The 19005-nt window shown below is 46.9% G+C and carries 26 protein-coding genes and 4 pseudogenes; 20 read left to right on the top strand and 10 right to left on the bottom strand.

The window, feature by feature from the left end; translation table 11 throughout:
* Positions 1–60 precede the first annotated feature (60 nt).
* Both kae1 and JCM16159_RS05465 read right to left on the bottom strand, forming a co-directional pair.
* Positions 61–1065: pseudogene (gene kae1, locus JCM16159_RS05470) on the bottom strand (KEOPS complex N(6)-L-threonylcarbamoyladenine synthase Kae1).
* Positions 1065–1433 (bottom strand): hypothetical protein, encoded by a 369-nt coding sequence (locus tag JCM16159_RS05465; protein WP_054857182.1) that lies wholly within the window; start codon positions 1431–1433, stop codon positions 1065–1067. Before JCM16159_RS05465 ends, kae1 begins: the two are co-directional and overlap by 1 nt.
* Before the next feature lie 106 nt (positions 1434–1539).
* Here JCM16159_RS05465 and JCM16159_RS05460 point away from each other — a divergent pair, with 106 nt between their 5' ends.
* The gene (locus JCM16159_RS05460; protein WP_243666015.1) at positions 1540–2193 is read left to right on the top strand and encodes a cysteine hydrolase family protein; all 654 of its coding nucleotides are present in this window, start codon (positions 1540–1542) and stop codon (positions 2191–2193) included.
* Between the two features lie 9 nt (positions 2194–2202).
* Entirely contained in the window at positions 2203–2766 is a 564-nt protein-coding gene (locus JCM16159_RS05455) for a tetratricopeptide repeat protein (protein ID WP_054857181.1), read from the top strand.
* Positions 2767–2808: 42 nt separating this feature from the next.
* Here the strand turns inward: JCM16159_RS05455 and JCM16159_RS05450 are convergent, their stop codons facing one another.
* The 3 genes from JCM16159_RS05450 to JCM16159_RS05440 all read right to left on the bottom strand — a co-directional run bounded on the left by JCM16159_RS05450 (position 2809) and on the right by JCM16159_RS05440 (position 5381).
* The gene (locus JCM16159_RS05450; RefSeq protein WP_054857180.1) at positions 2809–4167 is read right to left on the bottom strand and encodes an aspartate aminotransferase family protein; all 1359 of its coding nucleotides are present in this window, start codon (positions 4165–4167) and stop codon (positions 2809–2811) included.
* A 36-nt stretch (positions 4168–4203) separates the two neighbouring features.
* A complete protein-coding gene (locus JCM16159_RS05445) occupies positions 4204–4608 on the bottom strand; it encodes a hypothetical protein (RefSeq protein WP_054857179.1) in 405 nt (134 codons plus the stop codon).
* A gap of 287 nt (positions 4609–4895) precedes the next feature.
* On the bottom strand, positions 4896–5381 hold the full coding sequence (locus JCM16159_RS05440) for a hypothetical protein (protein ID WP_243666014.1): 486 nt from the start codon (positions 5379–5381) through the stop codon (positions 4896–4898).
* A gap of 57 nt (positions 5382–5438) precedes the next feature.
* Here JCM16159_RS05440 and JCM16159_RS18755 point away from each other — a divergent pair.
* From JCM16159_RS18755 to sfsA, 10 genes and pseudogenes are all read left to right on the top strand, one after another.
* Positions 5439–6197: pseudogene (locus tag JCM16159_RS18755) on the top strand (glucose 1-dehydrogenase).
* A 60-nt stretch (positions 6198–6257) separates the two neighbouring features.
* The gene (locus tag JCM16159_RS18750) at positions 6258–6383 is read left to right on the top strand and encodes a hypothetical protein (protein WP_367834309.1); all 126 of its coding nucleotides are present in this window, start codon (positions 6258–6260) and stop codon (positions 6381–6383) included.
* On the top strand, positions 6367–6933 hold the full coding sequence (locus tag JCM16159_RS15075) for an SLC13 family permease (protein ID WP_243666011.1): 567 nt from the start codon (positions 6367–6369) through the stop codon (positions 6931–6933). The genes JCM16159_RS18750 and JCM16159_RS15075 overlap by 17 nt, the downstream gene beginning before the upstream one ends.
* Positions 6934–7043: 110 nt before the next feature.
* Positions 7044–7925, top strand: coding sequence for an SLC13 family permease (locus JCM16159_RS15070; protein ID WP_243666010.1), 882 nt, complete (start codon positions 7044–7046; stop codon positions 7923–7925).
* Between the two features lie 76 nt (positions 7926–8001).
* Positions 8002–8148: a DUF3834 domain-containing protein gene (locus JCM16159_RS18745; RefSeq protein WP_367834308.1), complete on the top strand. Its 147-nt coding sequence runs from the start codon at positions 8002–8004 to the stop codon at positions 8146–8148.
* A 32-nt stretch (positions 8149–8180) separates the two neighbouring features.
* A pseudogene (locus JCM16159_RS15060) lies at positions 8181–8683 on the top strand (DUF3834 domain-containing protein).
* Entirely contained in the window at positions 8680–8868 is a 189-nt protein-coding gene (locus JCM16159_RS15055) for a hypothetical protein (protein ID WP_243666008.1), read from the top strand. The pseudogene JCM16159_RS15060 and the gene JCM16159_RS15055 overlap by 4 nt, the downstream one beginning before the upstream one ends.
* On the top strand, positions 8852–9121 hold the full coding sequence (locus JCM16159_RS15050) for a hypothetical protein (protein ID WP_367834307.1): 270 nt from the start codon (positions 8852–8854) through the stop codon (positions 9119–9121). The genes JCM16159_RS15055 and JCM16159_RS15050 overlap by 17 nt, the downstream gene beginning before the upstream one ends.
* A gap of 23 nt (positions 9122–9144) precedes the next feature.
* Positions 9145–9747 (top strand): MFS transporter, encoded by a 603-nt coding sequence (locus JCM16159_RS15045; RefSeq protein ID WP_243666006.1) that lies wholly within the window; start codon positions 9145–9147, stop codon positions 9745–9747.
* 155 nt (positions 9748–9902) lie between these two features.
* The gene (sfsA, locus tag JCM16159_RS05415) at positions 9903–10598 is read left to right on the top strand and encodes a DNA/RNA nuclease SfsA (protein WP_054857178.1); all 696 of its coding nucleotides are present in this window, start codon (positions 9903–9905) and stop codon (positions 10596–10598) included.
* 55 nt (positions 10599–10653) lie between these two features.
* Here sfsA and JCM16159_RS18740 read toward each other — a convergent pair whose 3' ends face one another.
* Together JCM16159_RS18740 and gatD are read right to left on the bottom strand one after the other, a co-directional pair.
* On the bottom strand, positions 10654–11112 hold the full coding sequence (locus JCM16159_RS18740; RefSeq protein WP_367834306.1) for a hypothetical protein: 459 nt from the start codon (positions 11110–11112) through the stop codon (positions 10654–10656).
* 56 nt (positions 11113–11168) lie between these two features.
* Entirely contained in the window at positions 11169–11996 is an 828-nt protein-coding gene (gene gatD / locus JCM16159_RS18735; RefSeq protein ID WP_367834305.1) for a Glu-tRNA(Gln) amidotransferase subunit GatD, read from the bottom strand.
* 262 nt (positions 11997–12258) lie between these two features.
* Between gatD and JCM16159_RS05405 the strand changes: the two genes are divergently transcribed.
* Together JCM16159_RS05405 and JCM16159_RS05400 are read left to right on the top strand one after the other, a co-directional pair.
* Positions 12259–12507 (top strand): AbrB/MazE/SpoVT family DNA-binding domain-containing protein, encoded by a 249-nt coding sequence (locus tag JCM16159_RS05405; protein ID WP_243666005.1) that lies wholly within the window; start codon positions 12259–12261, stop codon positions 12505–12507.
* A gap of 57 nt (positions 12508–12564) precedes the next feature.
* Positions 12565–12957 carry a type II toxin-antitoxin system VapC family toxin gene (locus JCM16159_RS05400; RefSeq protein WP_054857176.1) on the top strand — a complete coding sequence of 131 codons (393 nt, stop codon included), beginning with the start codon at positions 12565–12567 and terminating at the stop codon, positions 12955–12957.
* Between the two features lie 2 nt (positions 12958–12959).
* On the opposite strand, the gene JCM16159_RS15040 is transcribed toward JCM16159_RS05400, so the two are convergent.
* Positions 12960–13127: a hypothetical protein gene (locus JCM16159_RS15040; protein ID WP_243666004.1), complete on the bottom strand. Its 168-nt coding sequence runs from the start codon at positions 13125–13127 to the stop codon at positions 12960–12962.
* 23 nt (positions 13128–13150) lie between these two features.
* Positions 13151–13321: a hypothetical protein gene (locus JCM16159_RS15035; protein WP_243666003.1), complete on the bottom strand. Its 171-nt coding sequence runs from the start codon at positions 13319–13321 to the stop codon at positions 13151–13153.
* On the opposite strand from JCM16159_RS15035, the gene JCM16159_RS15030 reads away from it, so the two are divergent.
* The 6 genes and pseudogenes from JCM16159_RS15030 to JCM16159_RS18725 all read left to right on the top strand — a co-directional run bounded on the left by JCM16159_RS15030 (position 13309) and on the right by JCM16159_RS18725 (position 17652).
* Positions 13309–13806 (top strand): NAD(P)H-dependent oxidoreductase subunit E, encoded by a 498-nt coding sequence (locus JCM16159_RS15030; RefSeq protein ID WP_367834304.1) that lies wholly within the window; start codon positions 13309–13311, stop codon positions 13804–13806. The genes JCM16159_RS15035 and JCM16159_RS15030 overlap by 13 nt on opposite strands.
* Entirely contained in the window at positions 13692–14009 is a 318-nt protein-coding gene (locus tag JCM16159_RS05390) for a hypothetical protein (RefSeq protein ID WP_054857175.1), read from the top strand. Before JCM16159_RS15030 ends, JCM16159_RS05390 begins: the two co-directional genes overlap by 115 nt.
* A complete protein-coding gene (locus JCM16159_RS05385; protein ID WP_054857174.1) occupies positions 14009–14335 on the top strand; it encodes a hypothetical protein in 327 nt (108 codons plus the stop codon). Before JCM16159_RS05390 ends, JCM16159_RS05385 begins: the two co-directional genes overlap by 1 nt.
* 338 nt (positions 14336–14673) lie before the next feature.
* Positions 14674–14960 (top strand): annotated as a pseudogene (locus tag JCM16159_RS18730) (NADH-ubiquinone oxidoreductase-F iron-sulfur binding region domain-containing protein).
* A gap of 5 nt (positions 14961–14965) precedes the next feature.
* Positions 14966–16297 carry a molybdopterin-dependent oxidoreductase gene (locus JCM16159_RS05375; protein ID WP_367834303.1) on the top strand — a complete coding sequence of 444 codons (1332 nt, stop codon included), beginning with the start codon at positions 14966–14968 and terminating at the stop codon, positions 16295–16297.
* On the top strand, positions 16282–17652 hold the full coding sequence (locus tag JCM16159_RS18725) for a molybdopterin oxidoreductase family protein (RefSeq protein WP_367834302.1): 1371 nt from the start codon (positions 16282–16284) through the stop codon (positions 17650–17652). The genes JCM16159_RS05375 and JCM16159_RS18725 overlap by 16 nt, the downstream gene beginning before the upstream one ends.
* A 10-nt stretch (positions 17653–17662) precedes the next feature.
* Here the strand turns inward: JCM16159_RS18725 and JCM16159_RS05370 are convergent, their stop codons facing one another.
* Positions 17663–18652: a dihydrodipicolinate reductase gene (locus tag JCM16159_RS05370; protein ID WP_054857172.1), complete on the bottom strand. Its 990-nt coding sequence runs from the start codon at positions 18650–18652 to the stop codon at positions 17663–17665.
* Positions 18653–19005: the final 353 nt, after the last annotated feature.

Below are 19005 nucleotides of genomic sequence, written 5' to 3'. Positions count from 1 at the left end.
GTTAAAATTTCTTCCTTTTATTTTCTCCTCATTATTCTCTCGCCATCTGGTGCTTTGGGATTATTTGTTGAACCAGGGTTCGTTTCCGAACCAGGGTGTTTCTACTTCGTCTAGTCTCCATCTTTGTTTTGTCACTGCTTCGGTTGGGTCTATGGTGATTCCGCTTTTGTAGGCTAGTAGCCTGTTAGTGCTATCATTCCTCCGTTGTCCCCCGCGTACTCTGGCGGTACTATGCCTAGTTTTGCGTTGAATTCATTGGCTATCCACTCCATTATGGACTTAAGCCTCCTACTCCTTGCAACGCCACCAGCCAGTAATAGCTCCTTCTTACCCGTTAGTGCTAGTCCCCTCTCGACCACCTCGCCTAGCATTGAGTACGCTGTCTCGATTAGGCTTAGGCACACGTCGGGCAGCGCGATGCCTTCCTAACGAGTCTTAGGGCCTCCTCGACTAGCCCGGAGAAGGATACGTCCTGCCCCTTAACAGTGTATGGAAGTGGTATGTACCTACTACCCCTCTCCGCGCACTCCTCCAGGTGTGGGATCCCTGGGTTTTGTAAACCAACACTCCTCGCGAAGTAATCTAGGGCATTGCCCACGGCCATGTCTATCGTCTCGCCAAAAACCCCGTAAGTCCTCCCAGAGTGTGCAATGACCATTGTGTGCCCGCCGGACACGAGTAGGACCAGCGGGTCCCTGAGTTTTGCGGACCACCTGGCTACCTCGACATGTGCGATGCCGTGGTGAACGGGCACCAGTGGTTTGCCGAACTTAATGGCTATTGCCCTCGCCAGGGTAGCACCGACCCTAAGGCTGGGCCTAGTCCTGGGCCCATGGAGAAGGCCACGGCATCGACGTCCCTAATGCCAATGCCGAGCTTCTTCAGCGCTTCGCTGAGTAGTCTTGGGCCTACTGCGACGTGGTGGTCGGCAGCAACTCTCGGGTGTATTCCCACGCCCTGTGGTGGTGTGTATGTGTCATTAATATTTATGAGTACTCCGTCCTCGCTGGCTATCCCAACACCGAAGGTGTGGGCCGTGGATTCGATACCCAGTACGAGCGTCATTAATACACACCCTCCATTATTGACTCAATTACATCATCTAGTTCATTATCGGTTAATCCGCCGTACCTGTTCACTACGTAATTGATGGTTGTATTAACGGTGTTTTCAAGCCAGCCGCATCCTGGGTCGTAATCATTGTTTAGGGGGATTATGAAGTTGCCTATGAGTTTTACAACCCCATCTCTTGTTAATTTTTCTATGGTGTTTATGAACTCCGTACTCGTTAAGACTAGGTCAATGTAGTCCCAGTTGAATGCTTCGTACTCACCTAGTTTATCGATTAGAAAGACTATCTTAGCTAATCTATCAAGGTTTATCTTGCCAAGTCTCCTTAATGCATTAACAACGATGCACTCAATCAAGCTCATGCGCCTAGTGGCCCATTAGTGCTGGGGACTTAGGTTAAATTAAACTTACTATGTATGATGCCTTGAGAGCAATGTTTAAAACCTGTTGATTGCCATGTAGTGCCGTATGGTTAGCCCTGACGTACTTAAGGAAGTTCTAAAACCAAGTAATTCCGTACTGGTGGTTTGGGATGTGCACAGGGCATTATTCAACGGCATATTTAATAGGGATGAGTTCCAGAGGGCCTTGGACACGGCGATTAATGCGGCTAGGCGGGTTAATGTGCCAATAATCTTCACGAAGATAACGCCTTTCCCAAGGGGCTTTGAGCCTGTTACGGCTAAGATAATGCAGTGGAGGGGTGGCTTCAGGCCTGAGGAGATGGAGTTGATAGTTCAGCCGCAGCCCAATGACGTGGTCATTAACAAGAATACTTGGTCCCTCTTTGTCGGGACAAACGTGGAGTTACTACTCAGGAATTCGGGGAGGTACACGGTTGTTTTCACGGGTATTGCCACGGACATAGGTGTGGAGACCAGCGCTAGGCATGCCTACGCCCTGGGCTTCATGCCCGTAATAATCTCAGACGCTGTTTCGTCATATGACAGGGAGGCTCATGAGAGGTCGTTGGCCAACATGAGGAGGTTCTTCCCGGTAATTACGCTGATGAATTGGCTAGGTATTGGTCGTGAATTTCGTATTTCACTGGTTTCAAATTGGTTTCTCAATTTCTTTATTTGGCTAATTACCATGGCAAAGATTTATAAGTTCCAGGATTGAATAATAAACGTGGAACAGAAAGAGACCTACGGTACAGCTCAGGGTAATGGGCAGGGACTTAATGAGGCGAGGAGGCATTACTCACGTGGTATCGCCCTTCTAAAGCTGGGCCGCTTTGAGGAGGCTCTGCCTGAGATTGAGAGGGCGCTGGAGTTGGACCCAGGTAATGAGAGGTATAGGCTGGCCAAGCTAGCCGTACTAATTGGGCTTGAGAGGTTTGAGGAGGCCGAAAATGAACTAAAGGCTTTATACCTGGGTAGGCAACCAACCCCATTAATGGTTGGTTCAAAGCCAATGAGCGGCATTGGGTTTAATGGAAATACTAACAATGTTAAACTCATGATTAATAATACCATTAATAACATTATTAATAAATCAAGGGTCTTATTAACGAGGGCGCTACGCATTGTCCGTGTTTTATTAATTAAGGCAGGTATTATGATAGGAAAATCACTTGATTGGGCCATGGCTAAGGCACAGTTATACCTGGGTGCTACCAGGGCTCGACTTGCCAAGGCTATTAATTGCGTGAATAGTAATGCCTCTGGTTCATGCAATGGCAGTAATAACTAGGCTTTACTGCGGTATGGCCTATTGATAATACTAAGTTAGGTATCATTTACGTATCACCTCACTTAATAAATTCTTAAATTCCTCCATCAATGCCCTTGCGTGGTCTCCAGTGTGTATCATTGAAGGCAATAGGTGAGCCGTGTGCTCAGTCATGTATAGAATGCCCCTAGTCCTCATGTATAGGTGCAGTAGGCTGTATAGACCGTCATCAATCCTATCAATGTACGCTATCCTGGCATTTATCGGCCTATTCCTCGTGAAGTGAATGCCGAGCATGCTACCGACGCCCGTCACCCAGCAGATCCTGCCGTACTCTTCACAAGCCTTATCCATTTCCCCACGCACCCAATTCCAGAGGTTGTTGAAGTTTTCATAGAGTGCCCTGTGATGGTTCAGGTAACTAATCAATGCATAACCTGCAGTGAGCGTTATCCTATTGCCCGTGAATGTACCTCCGTGAAAGCTCCTAGCCCTAGCGCTCGGTTTCTTGACCTGGTTGAGCAGTTCCATTATTTCTGACCTCGAGGCAATGGCGCCGGCCCCTGGATAACCACCACCGACTATCTTCCCCAGCGTCACTATGTCAGCCCTGACATTGAAGAGTTCCTGACCACCACCGAGCGCTAGCCTGAAGCCTGTGATAACCTCGTCAAATATTAGTAGGGCCCCATACCTATCCACGAGTTCCCTAACACTCTTTAAATAGCCGGGCTGGGGCTCTATGCAACCGCCTGAGCCGAGCACGGGCTCCATGATCACCGCAGCCACGTCAAAGCCCCTCAAAGCCTTCTCAAGTGCGTCTAGGTCGTTGAATGGGACCACGAGCGTGTACTTGATGTGCTCGGGAGGAAGCCCAAGGCTCTCGGGACCCTCAAACGGTGGGTTGACACCAACATGCAAGCCGTCATAGCCACCGTGCCATCCACCCTCCATCTTAATCACGTACCTACGCCCCGTGTACGCCCTTGCGAGCCTAACGGCGTACATGTTGGCCTCAGTACCACTGTTCGAGAACCTAACCATCTCGACATTGGGTATAACCTTAGTCAATAACTCCGCATACTCAACCTCCAGGGTGTTTGGGTATCCCAAATGCGTGCCTCCGTAGGCGGCCTCATTAACGGCCTTGACAACGAAGTCCGGCGAATGACCGAGTATGTGAGTTCCATGGCCCATCCAGTAATCCACGTACTCATTACCATCAGCATCCCAAACCTTGACGCCGCTGGCTCTCGTTACGTATATTGGATACGGCGTGAAGTACCTTATTTGGTATGTGGTTCCTCCAGGAAGTACCTTCCTGGCTCTTTCGAATAACTCCCTGGACCTTCCCGTCCTCTCCATGTAAATCTTAGCGTACCTATCAATCAACTCCTGAATCCTACCAGAAAGAATGCTCATTAGCTTGGGCATTTATTGCTTGGTTATTAAGTGTTGTTATGGGAGTTTTGTTAGGAAGCCGTGAACTGTAATTAAGTGAAGTAGTGTATCAATGAGTCTCGTGGATTTATAACCACATTTCACACATACGAAGTACCTCCTCCTATGGAATGAATTCCTTGAGTACGGCTCAACCCTAACAACGAGCCACTGCCCATACTCCTTAGTCCTGACTATATGCTCATTAAAGCCACTGAAATGCTGGATAAAACCTAGCCTAACCTGGTCGGTGTGAGGCGTAACATACAGCTTAAACTCCTTGCCGGTGAATGGGCATTTAACAACACCGCTGAGGAAGATCCTCCTATCGCTCTTGGCCGCATAAACCACTAGGTCTACGTACTTACCCTTAATCTCAGCGCTCCTCCTAAGGCCCAGGATCTCCGCCTGCTCGCTCGTCACGGCTACATACCCATTAAAATGGGGCTTTAAGCATTACTTTATGGGGAAATCACTGAATCGCTCCGTACCTCCTCATCACGCCCAATATTTCATTAACGTACTTAATGACGTGATCCCTAACCCTAGGCATTAGGTTAATGAATGGACCGCCCAGCCTATCAGAATCTCTTGCCTGGGACAGTATTATTAGGGATGATGGGGATCTAATGTCGACCTTAACAACTACGTCCTCACCAACCCTAACCCTGACGATCCCCGTTACCTTACCCTCGGTATAGGTTATGACCTCAATAATACCACCCTCTATGCTCCGCCACCAGGTTAAGTGTTACGTTATTACCACTGTGCGTTACGTAAATCCTATCACCACCCGAAAGGCTGATACTCACCTTACCGAGTCTCACGGAGTCGAGGATCCTCCTCCACCCATCGCCGACGAGTTTGAGATACTCATCATGATTATTGAGCCTTTTCACCAGGTATTGAATTGGGTCCCCGGCCTCGACGCTCTTCGCATTAATGTTGAAGTTGACCTCACGCCCAATATTAATGATGAGTTCGTCAAGTATATCGAGAAGTTCGCTAAAGTAGTCCTTATTGCTACTAATTATTTGCTTGGCTTCATCACTATTAATCTCCAGTAACCTCTCCTCATAACTGCCGTCTGGCCCAATGCCTATTATGAATACGTACTTATCACTTATTGAGACCTTGGCGTTGCTTAATAATCTACCTCCAACATTAACCGAGTTAAGCGGTGCTAGGAACTCCATTTATTATTACATGGTTGATTTAATCCTTATAAGCACTTGGGCGATGCTTATGCTCGTATGGGTGAGTTCAGTAATAAGGTGGTCGTGGTCACGGGTGGTACCCGAGGTATAGGTAGGCTATTGCCGAGGCATTCCTAAGGGAGGGTGCTAGGGTTGCCGTGACCTACGCCAGGAGTGATGATAAGCCAGGGAACTCGAGAGGATGGGCATATTGACTATTAAGTGTGATGTGGCCATTAGGGATGAGGTTAGGAGGGCTGCGGAAATCGTTAGTAATAGGCTTGGTGACGTTAATGTACTCATCAACAACGCTGGCGTTATGTATTTAATGCCGTTTGAGTCCTATAATGAGGAGTTGTTTGATAGGATGATGGGCGTCAACGTCAAGGGCATTATATACATGACCCTTGAATTTCTGCCGCAGTTGAAGAGGACTAGGGGTGTTGTAATAAACATAGCGTCGAACGCGGGCATAGGCACGGCCTTTGAGGGTACGACGTACTACGCAATAACGAAGGCTGCCGTGATAATACTCACGAAGCGCATGGCATTTGAGCTTGGGAGGTACGGTATTAGGGTCAACGCGGTCGCGCCGGGTGGGTTGAGACTGACATGACCACGGCCAATAGGACGCCGGAGGAGGTTGAGAAGACGAAGGCCCTGGTTAGGTCTAGGACTATGCTGAGCACTACTGGCGTGCCTGAGGACATAGCCAACGTAGTGCTCTTCCTAGCCAGTGATAGGGCTAGGTATATCACTGGGCAGACAATCGTGGCTGATGGCGGCAGAATTGACTATCTAACCCACGGGATTTAACAAACCCACTGCTTAAATCCTCCCTTAATCATTCCTTAAATTAATGATAGGTCCCTCATTATGGAGTATTACGTATTAGCAATACTCGTACTAGCAATAACACTATTATTGATACGCATTGTTAGGTATGATGTTGTCGGTCTCATAGTCATGGTCCTACTAATCATCGGTGGCATCATCAGCTGAGAAGGCCCTAGCATTCATTGGTTCTACCACAGTTGTGGTTCTCGGCAGTGTCATGGTGATTAGTAAGGCCCTGGAGGAGTCGGGGTTTCTCGATAAGCTAGCCGAGGAGCTGGATAAGGTGTTTGGGAATGAGTATGTGCTCCTGGTTATAGTTATGTTGATAGTTTCGTTACTATCAGGCTTCATGAGCGATGTGGCGTTGGTCTCGATATTCATACCGTTCATGTACGCGGTGTCGAGGAGCCACAACAAGAAGTTGTCCAAGTACTTACTACCCCTCTCTTACGCCGCGATCATTGGTGGTAGGTACACAATATTTGGTACAAGCACGAATTTAATAATTGACCAGCTTTGGTATGAGAGGTTTGGTAGGTATTTGCCTGTGTTTCAATTTCTAAGTATAGGCTTGGTAATAGTCTTTACGAGCATACCCACACTACTACTCATATACCTATTACTGCCAAATAGGGAGAGTGTGGTCACGAGTGTTGATGATTTAAAGATTGGCGAATACGTAGTGGAGGCCAGGTTAGTGAGGATTGTGAATTAATTGGTAAGACTAGGCGTGAGGTTGAGAGGGAGTATGGCGTTAAGATAAGGTCAGTATTACCGAGAAGGCTCTCCAGGTCAGGTAGAATTCATGGCGGGGCAACATTAATAATGGAGGTACCCGTGGATAAGTTACCAATAATATCATCAATAAAGGGATTAACCCTGGCACCCCAGTCCGCGCAGATTGAGGGTAAGGAGGTTATCGAGGCGTTAATAACGAGCGCATCAACCCTCATTAACTATACGATATCAGATCTAGACGTGCTGAATAAGTACGGCGTTAGGATCGTGGGGATCTCCGCAGGGGATAGGAGAATATACGGTAGAATTTCACATGTGGTGCTCAGACCTGGCGATGCACTTCTCCTAATGGGTAGTGAGGAGAGTATTGCGAGGTTCATGAGTGATTACGGCTTGGTACCGCTCAGGACTAGGGGTGCTAAGCTCTTTGATGTTAGGAAGGGTGTGGTATCAATTGCCGTATTAGCAGGGGCAACAATAGCGTCATTAATGGGGGTAAACATTGCCCTGGCATTTCTCACGGGGGTAATTGCGCTCATGCTTAGTGGCGCGGTTAATTATAGGAGGATTTACCAATATGTTGATTGGTCAGTCCTCATATTCATAGCCTCATTCCTATCCCTGGGCTATGCAATGAGCAGCAGTGGATTGTCAACAGTAATAGCCGGTATACTCCCTAAATCGCTTATTGTCTTATTCCTGATAACCGCGCTCATTGCGAACTTCGTAAATAATGTAAGCGCAGCAACAATAATGACGCCCATAGCCCTCACATACCCAAACCCATTATTAGCCGTAACTGTGGTCGCCATGGCATCAACAACCACATTCCTAACACCCTTCAGTCATCCAGCAAACCTCCTCGTTTATAATCCAGGGAACTACAGGCCAAGGGATTACCTGACAATGGGCGCACTGCTACTAACCTTAGTATTAGTAATAACGCTATTATTCGCCCATGCACTTTAAACGGAATTCATAATTAGGGTTAGGTAAGGAATAATGAAATTAGAACCTGCGGGTAGGTTTTATAAATTAGATATCTTTGTCGATATCGATTATGAAAATAGTGGCTGCGCCAGGCCCAGTCTCATACCCACTAATACTAGCTACTAGGGAATATAGGGACCTCGACCTAGTATTCGGTAAGGGTAGTGATGAGCCTGCGCATACGCAATTGCTGATTCATTAACGTCGCTAATAAGGAGTGGTTTAAGGATTGATGTGGTGACGGTTAAGCAATTAATGTTTGTGTATCCTGAATTGAGGGGCCCTAGGATCGCCGTTTGGAGACGTGGTAGTGCAGCTGATGTGCTTATTAGGGCATTGTTGGATAAGGTTGGCTTAAGGCTGAACTTATCTATGCCGATGACTGGCCCTCAGTTCTTAACCTCCTAAATATGGGCAGTGCCCAAAGTGCTGTTCTTAATCTTGGGGTTCTTGAGCATGTTGGTGAATTTCTGGAAGACCTCGTTGGTGCGCCTGGTGCATGTGGTGCTCAAATTAATGGTAATCCTCAGTACTTCATCGATGTTTATAAGGCTGGAATTGAAATAGCCAGAAGGAACCTTAGCGATGCTATTGATTATGTGGCTAATAAACTACCGATTAGGTTGCCGAGGGATTTCATAAGGAACATACTTACCAGGGTGAGGTATGGTATTTATAGCCCAGGTGATTATAGGGAGTTCGTAGAGGTCGTTAAAAGGTACGGTGGTGGGAAATGACGAGGGGGCAGTACCTGGGCCTTATACAGGCAATATCAATAATAGTGCCACTCACCATAGCCATTAGGGCATCAAACAACATGCTAATGACGACAATACCACTGATCGCCAGGTATAACTTCCACTTTAGTAATACACTGGTTGGCGTGTTATCAGCTAACCTCATTAATGACCTTCCTGAGTAGTGGAATGTTAAATTCAAGGTTGAGGGCATGTCGTAGGAGGACCATCTTCATAGCATCGTCAGCTCTTTACGCCATTGTATTTCCACTATTTTGGTCGTCATCACCACTCACAATATGGATACTATCTGCCGTAGCTGGTTTCATCTTAGGCTTTCTAATGCCCAATGTAATAACATCAGCAAGTCTATTACCGGACAGGAGGGCCAGGGAGAGATTGCTCAACATATACACGTTGTCTCTGAGTATCAGCTAATCCTGGGCCCAGCCATTGAGTCGTTGATACTGAAGTACTACGGGCTTAGGGAATCCTTCCTATTCTTCACGGTATTTCCACTACTGGCCCTTACAATAGCCCCATTCGTTAGATTCCCTGAGGAGAGCGCTGAGGATATCGCCGCAGTGAGCACATCTACGGTAATATCAAACCCAGGCTTCATAGCGGCGGTCCTAAATATAGCCACCTACAACGTTGTCTTCTCCTTCCTAATGGCATTCGGCGGTATCTACGCCAGGGACTCCTTTGGCATCAGTTATTCAATGGTTGAGATACTCTTCTCACTATTCTTCGTTACATCTTTCCTAGGCAGACTATACCTATCAATTAGGCCTGCAGAGAGGTTGTGGCCGTACATGGCCAGTGCCGTGACCATGACCGTGGCCGGCATATTACTGATTGTGCTTACGAATAATCCATTGATTTACGCCGTGGCTTTACTAATACTGGGTATACCACACGGTACCACTTACCCTCTCTCCGTGGTATCCATATCGAGGGCCTTTAAGCCGCAGTATAGGAATGCCGCAAATAGCCTATTCTTCTCGTTCATGATGCTCATTGGCATAATAACACCGACAATAACGGGCTACATAGCGACATAATAGGAATTAGGAATACATTCATTGTGCTAATACCACCAGTAATAGTGGCGTTGGTTCTCCTTAGAAGGTATGTGAAGTCTGTGGATAAGCCTCATGATTAACTCCCCTAATGTTAAATATAAGGTGATTTAAACCGCGAACTTACATAACCAGTAATGAGTAATTTTATTATTAGGAGACCGGATATTGACGGAATTTTTGTTAAGAGATTAAATAGGTTCGTTGGTATCGGCATTATTAATGGTAAGGAGGAGTTCATACATATTCATGACCCTGGTAGATTGATGGAACTATTAAGACCTGGCATGAGGTTCTTTGCGTATTCGAAGTCCACGGGCAAGACCAGGTTTTACCTGGTGGCCGTTGACCTAGGTGATGAATTGGTTCTGGTTAATTCTGCGATACATAACGACATTGCAGCCTGGCTGATTAATAATGGGTACGTATTGAATGGTTATGAGGTTATTAGGAAGGAACCCGGCTTCGGCAATGGTAGGTTTGACCTATTACTTAAATCGCCCAGTGGTGGTTACGCCTTTGTTGAGGTTAAGGGCGTAACCCTTGAGGAAAATGAAATCGCTAAATTCCCAGATGCACCCACGTCACGAGGTGCAAGGCACATGCTTGAATTGGCTAGGGCTGCGGAGCTTGGTTACGAGGCCTACGTATTATTTCTAGTCTTCAGATCTAGGGCGAGGCTATTCATGCCCAATGCATCACTCGATCCCAAGTTCGCGGAATCCCTTAAGTATGCCCTTAATCATGGAGTTAAGGCGCTGGCCTACAAACTAATGCTTACAAGAGATTGGGCAATAATCCCAGTGGGTCGACTTGAAATTAGGATTGAGTAAGGTCAGCGAGGGTGATTTCAATCATTGGTCATCCACCGAAGTGTTCATCATGAGGTCACTTCCTGGGCAATTCGGGACCCAGTATGTACGTGCCCACATCACTCCTTGGGTTTAGTTCACCAGCTATTGGCGTTAGCATCAACCTCCTTACCTCATTCATATCCCTGGTCTGCCCTAATACCCAGGAGAGTTTCACGAAGGCGACCTCCGGTATCATGTCCTCCGCGGGTATAACACCAAGCCTAAGTAATTCCACGCCCCTCCTATAAACGTTGAGGTTAACCCTACCAAATATTGTCTGGCTCGTGATCACCACAGGTATGCCGCTGTCGATAGCCCTCTTTATTGGGTCGAGCAGCTCCTCCCTAACGTGGCCGAATCCCGTGCCCTCAATAACAATGCCGTGATAGTCCCTGTCAATTAGGAAGTGCAGCATCTCAGGGTCCATGCCTGGGTAGAACTTGATTAGGGCTGTCTTCTCATCAAACTTATTCATTAATATGGTATCCTCCACCCTAGACCTGGGGATGTAGTTGTTCGTGTTCAGTATTATTTCGAGTTTATTGATGTCTACGTAGCCACGGGCCTATCATTAATGCTTATGAACGTGTCCCTCCTAGACGTGTGCATCTTCCTAACCCTAGTCCCTCTATGAACCGCTATTAACCCGTCATTGGTCGATGCATGCATCACCACGTAGGAGCCTGCAAATGGCGCCCTGGCGCTGACGAGAACCGCAGCCAACATATTTTCGAAGGCGTCACTGGACGGCCTATCACTACTCCTCTGTGAGCCAACAAGGGCTATTGGGCCTGGGGGGTTCCTGATGGCGAAGGATAACGCAGCGGCTGTGTAATGCATGGTGTCCGTGCCGTGAAGCACGACAACCCCTGAAACACCGTCGAGGAATGCCCTGTAAGCAGCCTCAGCAATTTCGGCCCACCTTCCCGGCGTCATGTCCTCACTAAATATGGCCATCAGGTTTAAGAGCTCAATATCCGCTATGCCCCTGACCTCTGGGTACATGGCGTATAGGTCCTCAAGGCTAAAGCTTGGATACACGGCGCCAGTCCTGTAATCCACCTTAGACATTATTGTGCCGCCAGTAGCCACGAGCCTAACCCTAGGCAAGCCCGTGGACTCGGCCTTAACGAACTGACCAACCGGAATAGATACAGAACTCCTCGACTCGACATGGCCCTTAACCTCCGTCTTCTCGATATTACTAACGTGGATGCCCACGTTATATCCATTATCAAGTTTCAGAATCAATACATTGGGATCACCAACACCAGGTCTGGGCAGTACTACGCCATCCAATGTTGTGCCATCCTTAAGGTATATACGAATCACATCGAATTCCTTAATACCCCATTTACCCATTACCTCACTTAACACGGATATGGCGAGTATTCCCAGAATATAAGCGTTAACTGAAATGATTAATGATTATCGCTTAGAATAACGCATTAAGTACTCGTATTTTTAAATAAGTAATATTAAACCCAGGACTAGGTCAACCACGGCGGCCACGGTCAAGTACATTAATCATAATTCACCTACAAACTGCCACAGGGGGCCATGGCTGAGAATTCCATGTATAGAGTTGACATGGATCATGAATTAAGGCAATGATTATGGATTAAGATTTAATATATAGGTGTATCGGTATAAATTAAGGAGGTCTATGAGTGAGACACCTGAGTATCGAGTTAGGGTGAGGAGAGGCCGTATTACGATACCAAAGGCCATTAGAGAGACTTTAGGTATTAGGGATGGGGATGAGTTAATGATTAAGGTTAAGGATAGTGAGATAATAATTAGGTTAGCACCTAATGAAGATATTAATGAATTTGATAGAAAAATTAAGGAGCATCTGGAAACTATTAAAAAAATATGTACGTGTTAAGCCAAAGCTAGGCGAGCTCGGTGGTTTAAGCCTGGAGGACGAGTTTGAGTGAGGTATATGATGTTTTTAGACGCCAACGTGCTTATATACTTAAATGCAGGCGAGGAAAGTATTGTTAAATTCTTTAGGAACCTCCTCATGAGGAGGAATACGCTGTATACCGACGCCTTGGTGCTTGATGAGGTTATCTATATTTCGAGAAAGAAGTATGGTATCAGGTATGAGGATACCATAAGATTTCTTGACAATGTAGTACTACCCTACGTAAAAATTGTTAGCATTGGTTTAAATGAGTACGAAACCGCCAAGAAGTACATAGGTGTGTTAAAGCCGTCTGATGCCATTCACGTGGCAGTGATGCTAAATAATGGGATTAACATAATCGTAAGTGAGGATAAGGACTTTGACAGAGTAGGTACGGTGAAGAGGGTATGGCTCGGTAATAAGTAAGTTTATTGAGTTATGTTTAATAGTATCTTGAAGAGTTTGGTATCTGCTTCTGAAGGTTGGCGTGTTATTATTACGTATTTAAGCCTTGACAATGCGTATTCACTTAGTAGGCCGAATCCATCCATGGATATGCATAGGACCTTGTTACCGGCGGCGAGTAGGTAGTCCACCTCGGTTTTATCCCTAATGCTCCTCAGTAATACCGTGCAACGCCATCCACGTACCTTAACGATTCATCAAACTGCTTAGTAAGTAATAATGCGCACTCGCCCGGTCTTAAATCAATGAGTACCTTATTGAGATCTGCATAATTATTGATCCTAACTATCCTGACCATATCATTAATAACCCATGAACCCAGCATTTAACACCCAATTACTCAAAATAACTAAGCCTAATAACCCACTACACATTACGGCCCGAAATACCTTTAAATCCTTAACGTGCTTTTCCAACATGGATTATAGGGCAAGACTACATGAGGCAAGTAAGGAGATAATTGAAAGGAAAATTACATCCGATGATGAGCTTAAGAAAATAGCCGATAAGTATGGCCTACCCCTATCAACAGTTAAGACGTTATCAACATTCTACTTTCATGATTACTCAGAGGTCCAGGTATGCATGGGCCTTCCATGCCTATTGAAGGGCGCCAGGGAGGTCACTAAAGAGTTGGAGAGGCGTGGCATTAAATACTCCATTACTTACTGCCTTGGTTATTGCGATAAGGTCCAGTGGTTAGGATGGGTGATAAGTATTACACGTTCATTAATGGTGAGTTCAGAGAAATCGAGGAATCAAGGATTGATTACGTTCAATCTCAATACGAACCCCTCGATAAGTACATAGCGAGGGGTGGCTATAAGTACTTTGAGAAATTCCTTAATGAAGATAATAAGCTCTTCATACTTGAATTACTCGTTAAGGTTGGTCTACTTGGCGGTGGTGCCCTAAGTAGGTTTAAGGCTTTGGCAAGTAGTGCCAATAGGCCTAAGTACCTGGTTGTTAATGGTCATGAGGGTGAACCTGGCGGTTTTAAGGATAGCTTATAATGGAGAGGAATACTCATCAATTGCTCGAGGGTGCATTACTGCTTTCGCTCGCCCTTAATGTTGATGAGGTAATCATAGCAGTTAATGAGAGATTTAGGAATGCTAAGATGATGCTTGATAAGGCACTCAATGAGTTAAAGCCATTCCTAGAGAGTAGTGGCTTACTTAATAGGTTACCTCCCATTACAGTCTCGCTTGTTGGTTCTCCCTACATAGTTGGTGAGGAAACGGCATTGATAAACTCACTCGAGGGAAATAGGGGCGAGCCTAGATTAAGGCCTCCTGACCCAACGGAGGCCGGCCTATTCGGTAAGCCACCGCAGTAATTAATGTAGAGGTTATCGCAGCGGTGCCCGTGCTCCTGGGCAATTATTACGAGGGTAAGGAGATAACTATTGAGAAGTACTTCTGCGTCACAGGCGATGTGGATAAGCCAGGCCTTTACAAGGAGAGATTGACAGTAAGTCTCAACGAGTTATTGGCGAAGGCAGGGACTAAGGAGGAGAATGTTAAGGCCGCCTTTGTTGGTGGGGTTTCCTCAGGCCTTGTCCACTCATCAAAGATTAGGGTAAGGCTTACGCCTGAGGATACGAGGAAGCTCGGGGTTTTCCTCGGTCCTGGAGTAATTATTGCCTTATCCAACAATAGGTGTATTGTCGACGTAATGCTTGAGGTTGAGAGGTTCTTCTCCCATGAGTCATGCGGTAGGTGTGAGCCATGTAGGTTGGGTACTAAGGAGTTGGTTGAGGTCCTTGAGAGGATTAGTGCAGGTAAGGCGAGTGAGGAAGACCTTAAGTGGCTGAGTCGGTGGCGAGGACTATGATGGAGACCTCACTCTGCGGCCTCGGCATGTCTGCCGGCAAGGTGTTTCTTGATGCACTTACTCAGTTTAGGGATGAGTTTGAGGAGCACGTAAGGGGCGTCTGTAGGGCTGGCGTTCATTTCAGGTGATGGGTATGGTCAAGGTGGTCCTAAACGGTAAGGAGGTTGAGGCCCTCGAGGAAGAGACAATACTAAACCTGGTCAGGAGGCATGGCATTGAAATACCGACACTGTGCTACTACGAGGGCTTCGCAAATGGTTCCTGCAGGATATGCGTTGTTGAGGTTAATGGTAGGTTGATGCCGTCATGCATAACCAAGGTATCGGAGGGTATGAAGATCGAGACCGAGAGTGCGAGAGTTACTGAGGCCAGGAAGACCTTACTAAGGCTCTTACTGAAGAATCATACCCACAGGAGTAAGGAGGAGCAAATGAGGTGTAGGGTGTGTGAGTACGCGGTTAAGTACGGCCTTGAACCAGCGCCAGTGATGCCTGACGTTAAGGTTGATGATACGCACCCAGCAATAATATTTAATCCATCCGCCTGTGTAATGTGTAGGAAATGCGTGATTGCCTGTGGTATTGATCAGAATAACGATGTCATCGCGGTAATAGGTAGGGGCTCAGGCACCAGGGTTGGCTTTGACCTCGATACTTCAATGGGTATGTCAAGCTGTGTTAGTTGCGGCGCGTGTGTTGATGCATGCCCAACTGGTGCTTTGATGGAGAAGGGTTGGGTACCTGCTGATAAGGTTGTTGAGACCACATGTCCATACTGCGGCACTGGTTGTCAAGTCGAGTATGGGGTTAAGGATGGCAGGGTTATCTGGGCTAGGGGCGCTTACGGGCCTGCAAATGAAGGTAAGCTCTGTGTTAAGGGTAAGTTCGGGTATCACTACGTTAATAGCCCTGAGAGACTTACCAAACCATTAATCAGAAGACCCAATGTTCCTAAGGGTCCACTCAACGGTAGGCCTATTCATGAGGTATTTAGGGAGGCCACGTGGGATGAGGCCCTAGACCTAATAGCTAGTAAGATTAGGGAGATCCTCAACAAGTATGGACCAGCCGCGATTGGCGGTATAATGAGTGACAGGAGTACCAACGAGAGCATTTACGCATTCCAGAAGTTCATGAGGTGCGCCATTGGTACTGACAGTATTGATCAATCAGCAACACTATGCCATGAACCCTCAGCATGGTCGCTAGCCGCACAACTTGGTTTTGGCGCCGCGACCAACCCAATTAGGGACGTGCTGAACTCAAGAACAATAATCGTGGTTGGCTCCAACATGAATGAAACACACCCGGTCATCGCGGCCTACGTCAAGAGGGCTGCTAAGCAGGGTGCCCACTTAATAATCGTTAACCCAATACATACCGAGTTAGCAAGGTACGCCGAGTATGAGCTCCTCATTAGCCTGGTACGGATGTCGTACTATTCTCCGCAATGGCCAGGTACATAATTGACATGGGTTGGTATGATAAGGGCTTCATTGATAAGTATACTGAGGGCTTCGAGGATTGGGTAAGGAGTCTTGGCGCATTTACCCTCGAATTTGCTGAGAATGTGACCGGAATACCTAAGGACGTTATTAAGGAGGTTGCTAGGCTTTATGCGCTTGAGAAGCCGTCAATGATTATGTGGACCCTCGGCATTACTGAGCATGAGAATGGTACGGAGAACGTATCAGCGCTGATAAATCTGGCATTGCTAACGGGCAACGTTGGTAAGCCAGGCACAGGCCTTATGCCACTTAGGGGCCAGAATAACGTTCAGGGAGGAGCCGATGTTGGGTGCGCACCAGGTAGGTTGCCTGGCTATCAATCGTTGATGGATCCGGAGGTTAGGAGGCGCTTTGAGGAGGTTTGGAGATGTAGATTGCCGTCCTTTGTTGGTTTTAGGAGTACAGAAATGATTGATATGGCTAAGAGGGGCTTGATAAAGATGCTCTATATAGTTGGTGAGAATAGCGTTAGGTCGCACCCAGACAGTAAGGCCGTCGCTGAGGCGTTGAGTAGGTTAGAGTTCTTGGTTGTTCAGGACATCTTCATGACTGAGACTGCCGAGTACGCTGATGTGGTATTGCCAGCGGCGTCTGCGGCCCTTGAGGATTACGGTACATTCACGAATACGGAGAGGAGGTTGCAATTAACGAGGAAGGTTGTTGATCCGCCAGGTGATGCAAAGCCTGATTGGTGGGTTTTTATTGAGTTGGCTAGGAGGCTTGGTTATGACATGGGCTTTAGGGATAGCTCTGACATAATGAAGGAGATGGCGAGGGTAGCACCGGTATTTAGTGGTTTAGGTCATGAGAGACTTGAGCGCGAGGGTGGGCTTCAATGGCCAGTGCCGGGTGGGTCTAGTCCAGGTACTCCAATACTATATGCCGATGGGTTCCCAAGAGGTAGGGCTAGGTTTAGGGTAATTGGTTGGAGAGGCCTTGACGTGGTTATGGAGAGGCTTTACCCGTATTCATTAATTATTGGTAGGGAGAGGGCACAGTACCATACCGCAACCATGACGTCGAGGTCGCCAGTACTTAAGGTCATTTGGAGGGGACCTATTGTTGAGGTGAATCCCGAGGATATGAGGGTTGAGGGTGTTGAGGATGGTGAGATCGTTAGGTTAGTCTCACCGGTTGGTGAGGTGCTGGCTAGGGTTAAGGCTTCGGCTAGAGTTCCAAGGGGTGTGTTATTCACGACCTTCCATTACCCAGAACTTCTGGCAAATGCTTTAGTCCCTGCCGTGTTGAATCCTATTACCAAGACACCTGCGTATAAGGATACCAGGGTACGTATTGAGAAGTTAAAGAGGTGATACCTTAGGACTAGGCCGTGTATGAGTAGTTAATTAAATCCTTGAGTGTGATTAACCCCGGCCTTGCGTTCAAGACCCTTGGTATTAGGTTCACAATCACGGCTGCGGTGGCTGGGTCACCAGGCGTTCCGGTACTCCTCCAAGTGATTGGTGGGTCACCCTCAAGCCTAACCTCCTCAAAGTCCTCACAGCCAACGCAGGCCCTCAACTCAACCCTAACAACCTCCTTACCATTGATGAAGCCGCTTCCATGACCAACGACACCCTTTACCTGCCCAGGCTCGATCTTGAAGTACTGCGTTTCGTAATTTCTCTCCGCAATTAATGCCTCCTGCCCCTCCTCAACCCTGTCCAGTTTAAGTCCTGTGATATTGGCCAGGAGCAGTACTGACTCTGCGAAGCCTACGTGGGCCGTTATCTCACCCCTACCCAACGCATCCGTGAATTGGCTCGGCATCATGCCCAAGCCAATCTTCTTCTGGAAGGAGTACCTCCTCTTTGAAGCATCTAGGGATCTAATCACGGTGATCTTATCAAGTCTCGTTAATGTCACGGATAACACAGCGGGTAATGCATCAAATACGAAACCTGGATTAACACCAGCCCCAAGTACCGTTACGTCACGGCTTCTCGCATAATTATCAACAAGCTCTGCGAGGTCTGGGTACCTATACCAGGGCCATGCCAGTGTTTCGCATGTTGACACAACGTCGGCGCCGGCCCTAATTGCCTTCATTATCTGTGGGTAGATCCTATCGAAAAAGCTACCCGTTGAGTGGAGGACAACATCAGGTTTGGCATCCTTAAGGGCCTTGTCGGCATTGCTCTCAATTCTGATGCCCAGGGTTTTACCAAGTCCAATAGCCTCACCGAGGTCCTTACCAACCTTCTGCGGGTCAATATCGATCGCGCCAACTATATCGAAACCTCTGCTGAACGCAACCCGAGCTATTAATTGACCAATGGGGCCCACGCCGTAAATCACGGCCCTAATGGTCATTAATTAAGATGTAATTCTTACAGTTTATAATTATTATCATAACACGATGCACCAACGTGCGTCTCATCCTCTCATCAGTGCTTGGGACCCCTCATCTTATATCAGTATTTTAATAATACCAGGTTTCACAATAATAAAAACTTTCCTAGGTCATATAGTGTTCCGATGATATTTGTGAATGCTTAAACCTTGATTTACTGCCGCAGTGATTATCGTAAAAACTGCAATTATTAGTATGCAACTATAGCGTATTGTACGTTTTTGTTCTTGTAATTACCCGTGTAGAAAGAGCATTATAAATATTGATTTATGCATTGTTTATGGCTATGATTATTTATTAAGGATAGAATAAT

This window comes from Vulcanisaeta sp. JCM 16159 (genome assembly GCF_001316265.1).
GTDB lineage: Archaea > Thermoproteota > Thermoprotei > Thermoproteales > Thermocladiaceae > Vulcanisaeta.
This window is presented reverse-complemented; position numbering and strand designations above follow the sequence as displayed.

What these genes read in the sequence shown, in the direction of transcription:
- JCM16159_RS05400 (WP_054857176.1), top strand. Translation starts at nt 12,565, where the DNA reads ATGATGTTTTTAGACGCCAACGTGCTTATATACTTAAATGCAGGCGAG.
- JCM16159_RS18725 (WP_367834302.1), top strand. Translation starts at nt 16,282, where the DNA reads ATGGCCAGGTACATAATTGACATGGGTTGGTATGATAAGGGCTTCATT.
- JCM16159_RS05370 (WP_054857172.1), bottom strand. Translation starts at nt 18,652, where the DNA reads ATGACCATTAGGGCCGTGATTTACGGCGTGGGCCCCATTGGTCAATTA.
- JCM16159_RS18750 (WP_367834309.1), top strand. Translation starts at nt 6,258, where the DNA reads ATGGAGTATTACGTATTAGCAATACTCGTACTAGCAATAACACTATTA.
- sfsA (WP_054857178.1), top strand. Translation starts at nt 9,903, where the DNA reads ATGAGTAATTTTATTATTAGGAGACCGGATATTGACGGAATTTTTGTT.
- JCM16159_RS05440 (WP_243666014.1), bottom strand. Translation starts at nt 5,381, where the DNA reads ATGGAGTTCCTAGCACCGCTTAACTCGGTTAATGTTGGAGGTAGATTA.
- JCM16159_RS15035 (WP_243666003.1), bottom strand. Translation starts at nt 13,321, where the DNA reads ATGCTGGGTTCATGGGTTATTAATGATATGGTCAGGATAGTTAGGATC.
- JCM16159_RS05465 (WP_054857182.1), bottom strand. Translation starts at nt 1,433, where the DNA reads ATGAGCTTGATTGAGTGCATCGTTGTTAATGCATTAAGGAGACTTGGC.
- JCM16159_RS05375 (WP_367834303.1), top strand. Translation starts at nt 14,966, where the DNA reads ATGGTCAAGGTGGTCCTAAACGGTAAGGAGGTTGAGGCCCTCGAGGAA.
- JCM16159_RS15030 (WP_367834304.1), top strand. Translation starts at nt 13,309, where the DNA reads ATGAACCCAGCATTTAACACCCAATTACTCAAAATAACTAAGCCTAAT.
- JCM16159_RS05385 (WP_054857174.1), top strand. Translation starts at nt 14,009, where the DNA reads ATGGAGAGGAATACTCATCAATTGCTCGAGGGTGCATTACTGCTTTCG.
- JCM16159_RS15055 (WP_243666008.1), top strand. Translation starts at nt 8,680, where the DNA reads ATGACGAGGGGGCAGTACCTGGGCCTTATACAGGCAATATCAATAATA.
- JCM16159_RS15050 (WP_367834307.1), top strand. Translation starts at nt 8,852, where the DNA reads ATGACCTTCCTGAGTAGTGGAATGTTAAATTCAAGGTTGAGGGCATGT.
- JCM16159_RS15070 (WP_243666010.1), top strand. Translation starts at nt 7,044, where the DNA reads ATGGAGGTACCCGTGGATAAGTTACCAATAATATCATCAATAAAGGGA.
- JCM16159_RS05460 (WP_243666015.1), top strand. Translation starts at nt 1,540, where the DNA reads ATGGTTAGCCCTGACGTACTTAAGGAAGTTCTAAAACCAAGTAATTCC.
- JCM16159_RS05450 (WP_054857180.1), bottom strand. Translation starts at nt 4,167, where the DNA reads ATGAGCATTCTTTCTGGTAGGATTCAGGAGTTGATTGATAGGTACGCT.